The sequence below is a fragment of the Geodermatophilaceae bacterium NBWT11 genome (assembly GCA_014218215.1).
In the GTDB taxonomy this organism is placed as follows: domain Bacteria; phylum Actinomycetota; class Actinomycetes; order Mycobacteriales; family Geodermatophilaceae; genus Klenkia.
On record CP043652.1, the window covers coordinates 1268960 to 1282359 of the forward strand.

At 75.5% G+C, this 13400-nt stretch carries 16 protein-coding genes; 6 read left to right on the top strand and 10 right to left on the bottom strand.

Annotation, left to right across the window (positions count from 1 at the left end; all coding sequences use genetic code 11):
• Positions 1-153: 153 nt before the first annotated feature.
• Together F1C76_06030 and F1C76_06035 are read right to left on the bottom strand one after the other, a co-directional pair.
• On the bottom strand, positions 154-408 hold the full coding sequence (locus tag F1C76_06030; GenBank protein ID QNG36206.1) for a glutaredoxin family protein: 255 nt from the start codon (positions 406-408) through the stop codon (positions 154-156).
• Entirely contained in the window at positions 401-1978 is a 1578-nt protein-coding gene (locus F1C76_06035) for a long-chain fatty acid--CoA ligase (protein QNG39045.1), read from the bottom strand. The genes F1C76_06030 and F1C76_06035 overlap by 8 nt, the downstream gene beginning before the upstream one ends.
• 117 nt (positions 1979-2095) lie before the next feature.
• Here F1C76_06035 and F1C76_06040 point away from each other — a divergent pair, with 117 nt between their 5' ends.
• From F1C76_06040 to F1C76_06050, 3 genes are all read left to right on the top strand, one after another.
• Positions 2096-2974, top strand: coding sequence for a sigma-70 family RNA polymerase sigma factor (locus F1C76_06040; GenBank protein ID QNG36207.1), 879 nt, complete (start codon positions 2096-2098; stop codon positions 2972-2974).
• A gap of 112 nt (positions 2975-3086) precedes the next feature.
• Positions 3087-4316, top strand: coding sequence for a hypothetical protein (locus F1C76_06045; GenBank protein ID QNG36208.1), 1230 nt, complete (start codon positions 3087-3089; stop codon positions 4314-4316).
• Between the two features lie 53 nt (positions 4317-4369).
• Positions 4370-5284, top strand: a complete 915-nt coding sequence (locus F1C76_06050; protein ID QNG36209.1) for an HAD-IB family hydrolase — start codon at positions 4370-4372, stop codon at positions 5282-5284.
• Here F1C76_06050 and F1C76_06055 read toward each other — a convergent pair.
• The 7 genes from F1C76_06055 to F1C76_06085 form a co-directional block, all read right to left on the bottom strand.
• Positions 5281-6192: an acyltransferase family protein gene (locus tag F1C76_06055; protein ID QNG36210.1), complete on the bottom strand. Its 912-nt coding sequence runs from the start codon at positions 6190-6192 to the stop codon at positions 5281-5283. The genes F1C76_06050 and F1C76_06055 overlap by 4 nt on opposite strands.
• Positions 6185-7306, bottom strand: coding sequence for an NAD-dependent epimerase/dehydratase family protein (locus F1C76_06060; GenBank protein QNG36211.1), 1122 nt, complete (start codon positions 7304-7306; stop codon positions 6185-6187). The genes F1C76_06055 and F1C76_06060 overlap by 8 nt, the downstream gene beginning before the upstream one ends.
• A 10-nt stretch (positions 7307-7316) precedes the next feature.
• Positions 7317-7415 carry an AURKAIP1/COX24 domain-containing protein gene (locus F1C76_06065; GenBank protein ID QNG39046.1) on the bottom strand — a complete coding sequence of 33 codons (99 nt, stop codon included), beginning with the start codon at positions 7413-7415 and terminating at the stop codon, positions 7317-7319.
• Positions 7416-7623: 208 nt separating this feature from the next.
• Positions 7624-7962, bottom strand: coding sequence for a helix-turn-helix domain-containing protein (locus F1C76_06070; protein ID QNG39047.1), 339 nt, complete (start codon positions 7960-7962; stop codon positions 7624-7626).
• Positions 7963-8380: 418 nt separating this feature from the next.
• Entirely contained in the window at positions 8381-9208 is an 828-nt protein-coding gene (gene proC, locus F1C76_06075; GenBank protein QNG36212.1) for a pyrroline-5-carboxylate reductase, read from the bottom strand.
• A gap of 23 nt (positions 9209-9231) precedes the next feature.
• Positions 9232-10002: a hypothetical protein gene (locus F1C76_06080; protein ID QNG36213.1), complete on the bottom strand. Its 771-nt coding sequence runs from the start codon at positions 10000-10002 to the stop codon at positions 9232-9234.
• Positions 9999-10943 (bottom strand): hypothetical protein, encoded by a 945-nt coding sequence (locus F1C76_06085; GenBank protein QNG36214.1) that lies wholly within the window; start codon positions 10941-10943, stop codon positions 9999-10001. Before F1C76_06085 ends, F1C76_06080 begins: the two co-directional genes overlap by 4 nt.
• A 56-nt stretch (positions 10944-10999) precedes the next feature.
• Here F1C76_06085 and F1C76_06090 point away from each other — a divergent pair, with 56 nt between their 5' ends.
• Positions 11000-11809, top strand: coding sequence for a hypothetical protein (locus tag F1C76_06090; protein QNG36215.1), 810 nt, complete (start codon positions 11000-11002; stop codon positions 11807-11809).
• On the opposite strand, the gene F1C76_06095 is transcribed toward F1C76_06090, so the two are convergent.
• Entirely contained in the window at positions 11702-12778 is a 1077-nt protein-coding gene (locus tag F1C76_06095; protein QNG36216.1) for a helix-turn-helix domain-containing protein, read from the bottom strand. The genes F1C76_06090 and F1C76_06095 overlap by 108 nt on opposite strands.
• An 82-nt stretch (positions 12779-12860) precedes the next feature.
• Here F1C76_06095 and F1C76_06100 point away from each other — a divergent pair, with 82 nt between their 5' ends.
• Together F1C76_06100 and F1C76_06105 are read left to right on the top strand one after the other, a co-directional pair.
• Positions 12861-13112 carry a hypothetical protein gene (locus F1C76_06100; protein ID QNG36217.1) on the top strand — a complete coding sequence of 84 codons (252 nt, stop codon included), beginning with the start codon at positions 12861-12863 and terminating at the stop codon, positions 13110-13112.
• 10 nt (positions 13113-13122) lie between these two features.
• The gene (locus tag F1C76_06105) at positions 13123-13350 is read left to right on the top strand and encodes a DUF3072 domain-containing protein (protein ID QNG36218.1); all 228 of its coding nucleotides are present in this window, start codon (positions 13123-13125) and stop codon (positions 13348-13350) included.
• Positions 13351-13400 lie beyond the last annotated feature (50 nt).

Here is a 13400-nt window from a genome sequence, read left to right on the forward strand (position 1 = left end):
TCGCAGACATCGGGGGTGCCGGGGCACGTCTCGCTCCGGCAACGCCACGGTAACCGCTTGTGAACGCAGGAACAAAGTCGCTGCGGGCGTCTGTGCAGGTCATGCGCGTCCGCTGTGGTGGAGAGCACCCTACGGCGGCCCGCCGGAGCCGTCTCAGGCGGTGCCGAGGTCCCGGCGCAGCCGCGGCACGTCGACGGTGAAGTAGGAGTGCTCCCGCCCGTCGAGCAGCACCACCGGCACCCGGTCGCCGAACTCGGCCTGCAGCTCGGGGTCGGCGTCCACGTCGACGGCGGTCACCGTGAGCGACGCCTCCTCGGCCAGCCGACCCAGGGTCTCGGCCGCCACCGCGCACAGGTGGCAGCCGTCCCGGGTCAGCAGCTGCAGCCGCGGGGTCTCCGGCTCAGTCACCCCGGGTCACCCCCTCGACCTCCTGGGTCTCCGCGGCCATCCGGTCCAGCCCCAGCTCGCGCAGCCGGGCGCGGCTCACCTTGCCGGTGAGGGAGTGCGGCAGCTGGTCCACGAAGCGCACCGAGGAGGGCACCTTGAACCGGGCCAGCGAGCGGGCCGCGAAGGTGCGCAGCGTCTGGACGTCGACCTGCGACCCGGGCGTGCGGACGACGACGGCGCGCACCGACTCCCCGGTCCGGTCGTCGGGGACCCCGATGACCGCGGCCTCCGCCACCTCCGGGTGGGCGTCGAGCACCCGCTCGACCTCGCCGGGGTAGACGTTGAACCCGCTCACCAGCACCAGGTCACGGCGGCGGTCGACCAGGTGCAGGTCGCCGACCGCGTCCCGGTAGGCGATGTCCCCGGTGACCAGCCAGCCCTCGTCGTCCGGGCCGTCGGCGCCGTCGGGCCAGTAGCCGGAGAACAGGTTGGCCCCGCGCACGCAGACCTCGCCGGCGCTGTCCGGGGGGTCGTCGCCCCACGGGTCGCCGAACACGTCCTCGCGCACCTTGCTGCCGGGGTCCGGCCCGGCGCCCGGGCCGCCGGCGGTGTCGCGCAGCACCAGCTCCACCCCGGGCACCGGGGCGCCGATGCAGCTGGGCTTGGCCCGGCCGGTGACCAGCGTGGTGGCCAGCACCGGGGCTGCCTCGGTGAGCCCGTAGCCCTCCCAGACCGTCACCGCGGCCCGGTCGCGCATCGCCGTCCAGACCCGGGCCGGCAGTGGGGCGGCCCCGCAGCTGGCGGTGTGCACGGCGGCGAACGCCCGGCGCAGCGCGGTGTCCGAGCCGGTGTGGTCGGCCGCGGCCAGCCAGGCCTGGTACATCGGCGGGGCGCCGGGGACGGCCGAGACGCCCTCGGCGGCCATCAGCTCCAGCGAGGACACCGGGTCGAAGGCGTCCACCAGCACCCCGCACGCCCCGGTCGCCGCGGTCAGCCCGAGCCCGCCGTTGAGCCCGTAGACGTGGAACAGGGGCAGCACCAGCAGCACGACGTCGCCCGGGCGCACCGGTGCCGGCTCGACGGCGAGCACCTGCCGCTGGTTGGTCAGCAGCGCCGCGTGGGTGAGCATCGCGCCGCGCGGGCGCCCGGTCGTGCCGCTGGTGTAGGCCAGCAGGGCCAGTGCGGAGGCGTCCGACGGCGGGGCCGGCGGGGCGTCGTCGGACTCCGGCGGGCCGGCCAGCACCGGCACCCCGGCCGGGCCGGTGCGCTCCTGCGTGGCCACCACCAGCCGGGCGCCGGAGTCGGTGAGCAGGTGCTCGAGCTCGGGGTCGGTGTAGGCCGGGTTGACCGGGACGACGACCAGGCCGGCCCGCAACGCGCCCACCACCGCCAGCACCCAGTCCACGCCGTTGGGCAGCTGGACGGCCACCCGGTCGCCGGCGGCGAGCCCGCGGGCGGCGTAGCCGGCGGCGGTCCGGTCCACCGCGGCGTCGACCTCGGACCAGCTGAGCCGCCGGTCGCCCTGCACCAGCGCCGGGGCGTCCGGGGTCGCCCGGGCCGCCCGGCGGAACAGCCCGTCGAAGCTCGCCACGGCGTCGGCGGTGTCGTCGGGCGTGCGGACGTCGGGTCCTGCCGGCACCGGGACCACTCCCTCGTCAGTCGGCTGCGTCGCTCGTCCCGGGGGGTCCCGCGTGGACGCAGGCCACGGATGTTGTCACCATGGGCCCCACCTGCGCAGGTCGCCCCGTGCGAGGTCCGCCGGTCCGGTGACGAGGAGGTGCACGAGGCAGTGGCCCGTCCGCACCCGACCGATGCCGCCCCGCTGTCCGGTCGCGCCGCCGCCCCCGACGCCGAGGACCTCCCCACGGTCCCCCGCCCCCGGCCCTCGCCCCGCCCGCGCACGACGGACCGGCCCACCCCGGCACCCCGCCGCCCGGTCGACGACGCCCCGCCGGTCGTCGCCGTCCCCGTGGAGCCGGAGCCGGAGGAGGACGTCGAGGACCTCGGCGACGACCTCACCCTCGAGCCCGAGGGCGAGGAGCAGATCGCCGTCTGGACCCTGGTCCAGCGCGCCCAGGAGGGCGAGGCCGAGGCGTTCGGCCTGCTCTACGACCGGTACGCCGACATGGTCTTCCGCTTCCTCTACCACCGGGTCTCCGACCGGCAGACCGCCGAGGACTTCACCAGCGAGACCTTCGTCCGCGCGCTGCGCCGGATCGACTCGCTGTCCTTCCAGGGCCGCGACGTCGGGGCCTGGCTGGTCACCATCGCCCGCAACATCGTCCGGGACCACGTGAAGAGCAGCCGGTTCCGGCTGGAGGTCAGCACCGCCGACATGCGCGACGCCGACCGGGCCACCGACGGCCCGGAGGACGCCGTGCTGCAGGGGCTCACCAACGCCGAGCTGCTCTCCTGCATCGGCCGGCTCGGCGACGAGCAGCGCGAGTGCATCGAGCTGCGGTTCCTGCAGGGCCTCTCGGTGGCCGAGACCGCTGCCGCGATGGGCAAGAAGGACGGCGCGATCAAGGCGCTGCAGCACCGGGCGGTCAAGCGGCTGGGCTCGCTGTTGCCGGAGGGTCTGCGATGAGCCCGACGGGTGTGACAAGTTACCCATCGGTACCCCGTACCGGTACCCGGCGACCGTCGTTGCGCCTGGTGACGGCCCCCTCGGGGCTGCACGGGGCAGACGGAGGACGGCAGTGAGGCACGGCGCGCAGGAGGGACCCACGGTCGAGGCCGGGGACGGCCCGGTCACGCCCGCCGACGCCCTGCTGACGCGGCTGGCGCTGCTCTCCCGGGACGCCCCCGACCTCGAGGCCGACGTCCGGTCGGCCCAGCGGGCCCGGCTCGTGGCCATGGCCGCCGTCCGCACGCCGGAGCCCGCACCGACCCTGGCGCAGCGGGTCCTGGCCCGCCGCGCCGTCGACGCACCCGCGTCGCCGTGGCGGACCCGCCTCACCGCGGGGCTGGCCGGTGCCTCGCTGACCGTCGCCGCACTGGGCGGTGTGGTGGCCCTGGCGCAGGGCGCCGAGCCCGGCGACCTGCTCTACGACCTCAAGCGGGGCACCGAGCAGACCCAGCTCGCGCTCGCCTCGGACTCCGAGCGCGGGCTCACCCTGCTGGGCTTCGCCTCGACCCGGCTCCAGGAGCTCGGCGAGCTGGCCGCCGGCGAGGCCGGTGCCCTGCCCGCGGCCGCCCCGACGGCCGACGGTCCCGACGTCGTGCTGGCCGCCGGCGGCCTGGACGCGGCCACCGTGACCAGCGTGCTCGACACCATGGACGACCAGACCCGGGAGGGCGCCTCGGCGCTCACCACCTACGCCCTGCAGGCCCAGGACCGGGCCTCCTTCGGCGTGCTGTCGGACTGGGCGGACGGCCAGCGCAGCGGGCTCGACGCGCTCCAGCCCTCGGTGCCCGAGGCCGCGGTGACCGAGGTCAGCGAATCCCGGCAGATCGTCTCCCAGGTGGCCGCCCGGGCCACCGCCCTCCTGGCCGCCCTGGACTGCCCCGGCGGCCCGGTCACCGCCGGCAGCGATGCCCTGGGTCCCGTCCCCAGCGCCTGCGTCAGCGCCACCGGGCCGGCCACCTCGACCACCACGGCCCCGGTGCCCGGCTCGGTCGCCCCGAGCACCGCGGCCCCCGCGCCCGGGACGGCGGCCCCGACCGCGGCCCCCACCTCCGGGGGCGCTGCGAGCACCGGGGGCGGTCAGGGCGGCGGCGCCGGCGGGACCGGTGGCGCCGGCTCACCGGCACCCACCACGGCTGCTCCCGCCGCCCCGACGTCGTCCGCGCCGACGGCCGGGCTGCCCCTCCCGGTCCCGGTCCCCACCGCGGTCCCCACGACCTCGGGTGGCGCGCTGGTCGAGCTGCCCCCGGTGGGCCCGATCGAGGCCTGCCTGCCCCCGCTGGTGACGGTCGGCTGCCGCTAGGGTCGTCCCCGGTCGACCGTCCGTCCGTCCCGACAGTCCCAGGGGGTCCACCGGTGGCTCGAGTCCCCTTCCGCGGAACCCGCGCCCGCACGCCGGCGCTGATCGAGGACGAGGAGACCCGCGCCCTCGTCGCCGGGGCCGCCGCGGCGGCGGCCACGGAGGTCGAGCCCCCCGCGGCCGCCGAGCCCGACCCCACCGCGGCGGCGTTCTTCGACTGCGACAACACGATGATGATGGGCGCCTCGCTGTTCTGGTTCGCCCGTGGCCTGGCCGCCCGCAAGTACTTCACCGGCCGCGACGTGGCCTCCTTCGTCTGGCAGCAGGCCAAGTTCCGGGTGGCCGGCAGCGAGCAGGCCATCGACCTGCACACCGTGCGCGACAACGCACTGGCCTTCATCGCCGGGAAGACGGTGGTCGAGATCGTCGACGCCGGCGAGGAGATCTACGACGAGCTGATGGCCGACCGCATCTGGGCCGGCACCCGGCTGCTGGCCCAGCAACACCTCGACGCCGGTCAGCGGGTCTGGCTGGTCACCGCGACCCCGATCGAGCTGGCCTCGATCATCGCCCACCGGCTGGGCCTGACCGGCGCCCTGGGCACGGTCTCCGAGGTGGTGGACGGCGCCTACACCGGCCGGCTGGTCGGTGAGCTGATGCACCACGAGGCCAAGGCGCAGGCGGTGCGGGCGCTGGCCGAGCGGGAGGGCCTGGACCTGCGTCGCTGCACCGCCTACAGCGACTCCTCCAACGACCTGCCCATGCTGTCCCTGGTGGGCACCGCGGTCGCGGTGAACCCCGACGCCGAGCTCAAGGCGGTCGCCCGGTCCCGCGGCTGGGTGGTCAAGGACTTCCGCACCGGCCGCAAGGCGGCGCGCATCGGCGTCCCCACCCTGGGTGCGGCGGCCCTCGGCGGCGGCGCGGTCAGCGGCCTGCTGGCGCTGCGCCGGCGCAACGTCTGGCCGTTCTAGCTGAAGACCGACCGGCGCTTGAGGAGCAGCTGGTAGAGCGAGTGCTGGATGGTCTCGCGCACCTGGTCGGTGAGGTTGAAGACCAGCATCGGGTCCTCGGCGGCGTTCGGGCCGAAGTGCGCGGTCTCGATCGGCTCGCCGAAGGCGATGAACCACTTCGACGGCAACGGCACCAGCCCGGCGGGGCCCAGCAGCGGGAACGTCGGGGTGACCGGGAAGTAGGGGAGGCCGAGCACCCGGGCGACGGTCTTGGCGTTGCCGATCATCGGGTAGATCTCCTCGGCCCCGACGATGGCGCACGGCACGATCGGCGCCCCGGTGCGCAGGGCGGCGGTGACGAACCCGCCGCGGCCGAAGCGCTGCAGGGTGTACCGCTCGCTGAAGGGCTTGCCCACGCCCTTGAACCCCTCGGGGAAGACCCCGACGAGCTCGCCCTCCGAGAGCAGCCGTTCGGCGTCCTCGTTGCAGGCCAGCGTCGCGCCGAGCTTGCGGGCCATCGCACCGATGAAGGGCACCTGGAACACCAGGTCGGCACCCAGCAGCCGGAAGCGGCGCTCGGCGGGGTGCTCGTCGTGCAGCGCGACGGTGGTCATCAGCGCGTCGACCGGGATGGTGCCGGAGTGGTTGGCGACGACCAGGGCGCCCCCGACGTCGGGCACGTTCTCCAGGCCGAGCACCTCGACCCGGAACCACTTCTCGAACAGCGGGCGCAGCACCGGCATGAGCAGGTGGTCGGCGAGGTCGGGGTCGAACCCGAACTCGTCGGTGGCGTACTCCCCGGTGAGCCGGCGGCGGAGGAACTCCAGCCCGCCGGCGACGTGGGCGTCCCAGCCCTTGCCGGGCGGGGCCGGCTCGGGCGGGGGCTCCGGGCCGTCGGGGTGCAACCGGATGACGCGGGCCTCAGGCATCGCGCACCGCCCGGAGCCCGGCGGCGACCGGGGTGCCGGGGCGACGACGCCCGCCGGCGAGCGAGCCGACGTCGTCGAGGAGGGTGGCCACCTGCCCGACCACGTGCTCGGCCGCGGCCGCGACGCCGCCGACCAGCTCGGGCCGCACGACGGGGGCGACGGTGCGGGCGTAGTCGGCCAGGGCCTGCTCGGTGGTGAAGCGCGGGGTGTAGCCGAACTCCTCGCGCAGCACCCGGGTGTCGACGACCCGGCCGAAGTTGAGGAAGCGCATCTGCTCCGGGGAGTAGTCGGTGATCCCGGCCTGGCGGGTGAGCCGGCCCAGCGGCCCCATCGCCGCACTGGGCAGCGGCAACGCGACCCGGCCCAGCCGGCGGATCGCCTGGGAGAGCAGCACGGTGCCGGGGGCGCCGACGTTGACCGTCCCGGCGAAGTCCCCGGTGGTGGCCCGCACCAGCACGGCCACGGCGTCGTCCTCGTGGAGCAGTTGGACGCGGGCGTCGAAGCCCAGCGCGGTCGGCACCACGGGCATCCGCAGGAAGCCGGTGAGCAGCGAGTCGATCCGCGGGCCGATGAAGTTGGTGAACCGCAGCACGGCGACGTCGACCTCGGGCCGCCGGCGGGTGAAGGACCGGACGTAGCCCTCGATGTCCAGGCTGTCCTTGGCGAAGCCACCACCGGGCACCCGGCGGGCCTGCATGGACTCGGTGAACACCGCGGGGTCGCGGGGGCTGGCGCCGTAGACCGCACTGGTGGACTTGAGCACCAGGCGCCGGACGGAGGGCGCGCGCTGGCAGGCGGCCAGCAGCTGCATCGTGCCGATGACGTTGAGCTCCTTCATCGACGTGCGCCCGCCGGAGCCGCCCGGGGTGGAGCTGATGTTCATGTGCACGACGGTGTCGACCGACGCCGAGGCGATGACCTTGCCGATCAGCGGGTTGCGGATGTCGGCACGCACGAACTCGGTGCGCCCGAGGCGACGGAGCGCCTCGGGGCCGGGGGGCACGGAGTCCACCCCGATGACCCGCTCGATCGAGGGGTCGGCCGCCAGCTCGGCCGCCAGCGCCCCGCCCAGCCACCGGCTCACACCGGTGACGAGCACGACCGCGGGCGGCACGAGCGTCAGCTCACTTCTTGTTGCGACGCTGGACGCGCGTCTTCTTCAGCAGCTTGCGGTGCTTCTTCTTCGCCATCCGCTTGCGGCGCTTCTTGATGACCGAACCCATGTGATGCTCCCGACGTCGTGGTCGCCGGCACCCGACGAGCGACCCGGAGGTCACGCCGGGCACCGCGCGAGGGTGTTCCGCTCGTGACGCCGCCCCCGGTGGGGGCACGGCGTTCAGCGACCGAGCCTACCTGGGGCCCTCGGCCCCGGCCCCTCCGCAGGGTCCCGGCCGGCACGGAGCCTCGGTCGGGGGGCGGAGGGGTCCTTCCTCAGGCGATGTCGGTGTACGCGTCGCGCAGGTAGTCCTGCACGGCGCGCTCGGGCACGCGGAAGGACCGGCCGACGCGGACGGCCGAGAGCTCGCCACCGTGCACCAGGCGGTACACCGTCATCTTGGAGACCCGCATCATCGCGGCGACCTCGGCGACGGTGAGGAACGTGACGGCCGACCGCTGCGGGGCCGCAGGGGCCTGGCGGTTGACCGGGCCGGCGGCCGGGTGGGCTGCAGGCACGGGACGGGCGACCGACGCAGCCGAGACCGGGCGGGCGACGGGTCGCGGGCCGGGCTGAGCGGGACGGGCGTTGTAGCCGGTGCTGCGCTGGGGCATGGTCATCTGTTCATCTCCGCTACCTGGCACGAATCGGGCCGCCGGCTTCCCCACCGGCGGACGGGACACGTACGTGCTGGAAGAGACGTTAGGGGGCGGTTGGGACAGATGCGATGGGTGAAGCGGACAAGCGGACCGGTCCGTCCTGGGCACATGTCGACACGACAGAGCGTGGTCACCCCCTGACGGCGCGTCGTTGCCGGGTCGACACGTCGTCATGACGCTCGGTGGCGACAGGATTGTGCCGGTCTGGACGGACTGCTGTCACATGTTCACCACGGGTGAGGACGGAGCGGTTCGCTCGAAAACAACCGCACCACGTGCCACTCGGGCGTGTCGCAGCCCCACGGACGGGTGTCGAGGGGCGTAGAGACCGACGGCCGTCCCCGTCACCCCCTCGGACGACCCCCGATCGGGCTCAGCGACCGAGCTCGACCGAGCGGTCGTGGGCGGCCTCGATGGCGGCGATCAGGGCGGCCCGCACCCCGTGCCGCTCGAGCTCGCGGATGGCCGCGATCGTGGTCCCGCCGGGGCTCGTGACCGCCTCGCGCAGCTGCACCGGGTGCTCCCCGGAGTCCCGCAGCATGGTCGCCGCGCCCAGGGCGGTCTGCACGATCAGGTCCGCGGCCAGCGTGCGCGGCAGGCCGAGCAGGATCCCGGCGTCGATCATCGCCTCGACGAGGAAGAAGAAGTAGGCCGGGCCGCTGCCCGACAGCGCGGTGACCGCGTCCTGCTGGGACTCCGGCACCCGGCGCACCTGGCCGACTGCCGACAGCAGCGCCTCGGCCTCGTCCAGGTGGGTCTCGTCGGCGTGCGCCCCGGCCGACAGCACGCTCATGCCCTCGTCGACCAGCGCCGGGGTGTTGGGCATGACGCGCACGACCGGCGTGCCCGGGGGCAGGGCGGCCTCGATCCGGGCGGTCGGGACGCCGGCGGCGACGGAGACGACGAGGTGGTCGCCGTCCACGTGCGGGGCCAGCAGGCCCAGCAGGGTGTCGACGTCCTGCGGCTTGACCGCCAGCAGCAGCACCCTGCTGGCCGCGGCGGCCGCGGCGAGGTCCATCGCGCGGATGCCGTGCCGCTCGACGAGCTCGGCGGCCCGCTGGGGGCTGCGCTCGACGACGACGATGCCCGCGGCGGCGCCGGGACGCCGGACCAGGCCGGACACGAGGGCCTCGCCGATCTTCCCGCCGCCGACGACGGCGAGTCCGGTGCGGCCGGGTGCGGGGGTGGGTGCGCTGGTCACGCGCAGACGCTAGCGGGGGCCGGTCAGGTGCCCGAGAGCAACCCGGCCGCGGGCACCACCGCCAGCAGGGTGCCGGCGAACAGCAGCACGAGCAGCACCCGGGTCTCCAGCGGCGGCTGCTTCTGCCTCGCCCGCCAGGTGGCGACCCCACCGACCAGCCCGGTGACGACCACCGGGGCGGCGACCGCCGCCAGGTAGGGCAGGAGCTCCCAGAGCACGGTGAACAGGTAGTAGACGCCGATGCCGACCCCGACGGCCACCAGCAGCTCCGCGGCGAAGCGGGCCCAGGCCAGCGCCGACTGCCTCCCCGTGAGCGGTTCGCGCTCCTCCTCGGCCGCCGGCAGCACGACCTTGGGGATCGGACCGGTCGAGGCCAGGTCGGGCGCACCGGACCGCGACCCCACGCCACCGGGCACCCCGGGGGTGCGGGAGGGGCGCAGGCCGGGGATGGCGGCCGTGGTGGGCCCGCTCTCGAAGAGCACGCCCTGTCCGGGGGCGACCGGCTCGGGGAGGTCGACGTCGGTCTTGCGTCGACCGACACGGGGTGGCGCGGGCTCGGCTGCCGGGCCCGCGGGGGTGGCCTCGTCGTCCGCCCGGCGGCCGCCGCCGCGGCGGTCGCCCGTGCGCCGGTCCCCGCCGGAGACCGGGGGCCTGGCCGACCCCTCACCCGGGCGGCGGCGCCGTCCCGCGGGTGGGCCCGACGTACCCGGCCGGGTGCCCGCCTCGGACTCCAGGCCGTGCTCACGCAGGATCTCGGCCAGGGAGCGGACCGAGTGGTCCACGGGATCGCTCACGCGCCCTCCAGTGCGTCCAGTCGGCGCAGGATGATGCCCTCGCGCAACGCCCAGGGGCAGATTGCCACGAACGGGACGTCGACCGCCCGCAGCGCCGCCCGGGCCACGACCGCCCCGGCCGCGACCTGGTGGGCCCGGTCGACCGAGACGCCCTGCAGCTGCGACAGGGCCCCGGCGTCGATCCGGGAGACGAACCCGACCAGCTGCCCGAGGCTCACCGCGCTCATCTGGCGGGGCACCCGGAGGCCGGCCGAGTAGGGCGCGGCCCCGGTCAGCCGGGCCAGCGTGCGGAAGGTCTTCGAGGTGGCGACCACGAGATCGGGGGGCCCGGCCGCGGCCAGCCGCCGGGCCGCCGGGGCGAGCAGGCGGGAGGCGTGCGCGTCGAGCTCGGCGAGGGCCTCCAAGCTCGGGGTGCCGCCGCCGTGCGCCGAGGGCAGGAACCGGCGGGTCATCCGGCCGGCGCCCAGGGGCAGCGACAGGGCGACGTCGGGGTCCTCGTCGATGCCGGTGGCCAGCTCCAGCGAGCCGCCGCCGATGTCCAGGGCCAGCAGCCGGCCCGCGCTCCACCCGAACCAGCGGCGGACGGCGAGGAAGGTCAGCCGCGCCTCGTCCTCCCCGGTGAGCACCTGCAGGTCGACGCCGGTGGCCTCGCGCACCCGCTCGAGCACCCGCGGGCCGTTGGAGGCCTCCCGGATGGCCGAGGTGACGAAGGCCAGCAGCTCCTCGCAGCCCTGCTCGTCGGCGACCTGCCGGGCCCGGCGGACGGCGGCCAGCAGCGCCTTCTCCCCCGCCTTGGACAGCACTCCGTCGTCCCCGACGTGCTCGGAGAGCCGCAGCACCGACTTGTCGTCGTGCGCCGGGGTCGGGTGGGCGCCGCGGTGGGCGTCCACCACGAGGAGGTGCACCGTGTTCGAACCGACGTCGAGCACTCCCAGCCGCATGGTCGGACAGTCTGCCGGGTGGCCGGGCGCCGGCCCGCACGTGGTGGACTGGACCGGTGCCCGAGGACGACGTGAGCGGTGAGGTCGGGCCGGACTTCGCCCGGGAGTGGGTGGAGTTCACCGACCCGGCCGACCCCGACCACCGGGTGCGTGCCGACCTGACCTGGCTGACCTCGGCGTGGACCTGCGTCTACGGCCGGGGCTGCGCAGGGGTGGTCGCCGGGCGGGCCGAGGACGGGTGCTGCAACCACGGCGCGTTCTTCACCGACACCGACGACCTGGAGCGGGTCACCGCGGCCGTCGCCGAGCTGACCGACGCCGACTGGCAGCGTCGCCCGGAGTGGGGCGCGGACTGGACCGAGCCCGACGAGCTCGAGGACGACGGGGAGCAGGCGCTGCGCACCCGGGTGGTGGACGGCGCCTGCGTGTTCCTCAACCGGGCCGACCACCCCGGCGGCGGGGGCTGCGCGCTGCACGGGCTGGCCGAGCGCACCGGCCGGCACCCGCTGGAGACCAAGCCCGACGTGTGCTGGCAGCTGCCGGTGCGCCGCGAGCAGGAGTGGGTGGACCGCCCCGACGACACCCGGGTGCTGGTGAGCAGCATCGGGGAGTTCGACCGTCGCGGCTGGGGCCCCGGCGGCGCCGACCTGCACTGGTGGTGCACCGGGTCACCGCTGGCCCACGTCGCGCCCGAGCCGCTGGTGCTGACCTACGCCGCCGAGCTCACCGAGCTCCTGGGCAGGCCCGCCTACGCCGAGCTACGCCGGCTGACCGAGGCCCGCCTGGACCTCGGCCTGATCGCCCCGCACCCCGCCAGCCCCCGCCCGGTGCCGGTCCAGGTCCACCGGCGCCGACCCACCACCTGAGCCCAGCCGGGTGCGGAAGGCCTGCCGGTAGGCCCGCGGGCTGATCCCCCGGCGGCGGGCGAACTGCTCGCGCAACCCGGCCGCGGTGCCGAAGCCGACCAGCCGGGCCACCTCCTCCACCGGTGCGTCGGAGTCGGTCAGCAGCGTCTCGGCCGCGCCCAGCCGCTGGTCCAGCAACCAGGCGTGCGGCGTCGTCCCGGTGGTGGCCTTGAAGCGGCGGGCGAAGGTGCGCGGGCTCATCAGCGCCCGGCGGGCCAGGCCGTCGACGGTGATCTCCTCGGCCAGGTGCGCCTGGGCCCACCCCAGGACGACGCCCAGCAGGTCGTCCTCGCACCGGGCCACCGGGGTGTCGACGTACTGGGCCTGCCCGCCGTCCCGGTGCGGGGGCACGACCATCTCCCGGGCCAGCGCGTTGGCCGGTCCCGGCCCGTACTCGCGGCGCACCCAGTGCAGCAGGGCGTCGACCCCGGCGGCCGTGCCGGCCCCGGTGATGACCGACCCCTCGTCGACGTAGAGCACCCGGGGGTCGACGTCGACGGCGGGGAACCGGGCAGCCAGGTCACCGGCCATCCGCCAGTGCGTGGTGGCCCGCAGGCCGTCCAGCAGGCCGGCCTCGGCCAGCACGAAGGCGCCGCTGCAGTGGCTGATCAGCTGGCCGCCGCGGGCGTGGACCGCGCGCAACGCGTCGAGCACCGCGGGCGGGCAGGGCGCCTCCTCGTCGTGCCGGGCGGTCACCACCACGACGTCGGAGACTGCCAGGCGGTCCAGCCCGTGCTCGACGACCACGGTCAGGCCGGTGTCGGTGCGGACCAGGCCCGGCACCTCGGCCACCAGCGCGTAGTCGAAGCGCGGCAGGCCGAAGCGGGTGTGGTCGTAGCCGAACACCTCGCTGGCCGAGCCCAGCCCGAAGGCCCCGAGCGTGCCGTTGCCGGCCAGGACGCTCACCACCAGGGGACGCGGGTCGCTCATGCGGCAGAGCATGGCAGGAAATCGACGATCGTGGTCGTTCCTGCCACTTCTGGTCCCGGCCGGACCGCGCCAGGCTGCTCCCATGCTGCTGATCACCTGCCCCGTGACCCACTCCGACCAGCTGGTCGCCGACCGTCGGGTGCGCCCGGTCGCCGACCCCCGGACCCGTCCCGGCGTGGTCGCCGTGGCGGTCGCGTGCCCGTGCGGGCAGAGCCACGTCTACCTCACCGGACGGCGCATCGAGGAGGCCCGGGCGCGGCTGTCCTGCACCGCCCGGGGCCGGGCCCCGCAGCCCGCGGGCGCTCACCGCGCGGACTCCCCGGTACCCGCCTAGCCTCGAACACATGAGCGAATCAGAGTCGAAGGTCAACACCGGCCAGCCCGGTGACCCCACCGCCGAGAAGGACCCCAACGACTGGGTGACCGGCGATGAGCCCGCCACCGGTGCGCAGAAGAGCTACCTGTCGACGCTGGCCCAGCAGGCCGGTGAGGACGTCCCCACCGACATCAGCAAGGCCGACGCCTCGATCAAGATCGACGAGCTCCAGGAAGAGACCGGCCGCGGCAAGTAACCGCAGCCCGATGGAACGGCCCCCTCGCAGGGACCCGCGGCGTGCGGAGC

Coding starts and splice junctions, on each gene's coding strand:
- F1C76_06040 (QNG36207.1), top strand. CDS start 2,096: ATGTTGTCACCATGGGCCCCACCTGCGCAGGTCGCCCCGTGCGAGGTC.
- F1C76_06055 (QNG36210.1), bottom strand. CDS start 6,192: ATGCCTGAGGCCCGCGTCATCCGGTTGCACCCCGACGGCCCGGAGCCC.
- F1C76_06065 (QNG39046.1), bottom strand. CDS start 7,415: ATGGGTTCGGTCATCAAGAAGCGCCGCAAGCGGATGGCGAAGAAGAAG.
- F1C76_06070 (QNG39047.1), bottom strand. CDS start 7,962: ATGCCCCAGCGCAGCACCGGCTACAACGCCCGTCCCGCTCAGCCCGGC.
- F1C76_06085 (QNG36214.1), bottom strand. CDS start 10,943: ATGCGGCTGGGAGTGCTCGACGTCGGTTCGAACACGGTGCACCTCCTC.
- F1C76_06095 (QNG36216.1), bottom strand. CDS start 12,778: ATGAGCGACCCGCGTCCCCTGGTGGTGAGCGTCCTGGCCGGCAACGGC.
- F1C76_06100 (QNG36217.1), top strand. CDS start 12,861: ATGCTGCTGATCACCTGCCCCGTGACCCACTCCGACCAGCTGGTCGCC.
- F1C76_06105 (QNG36218.1), top strand. CDS start 13,123: ATGAGCGAATCAGAGTCGAAGGTCAACACCGGCCAGCCCGGTGACCCC.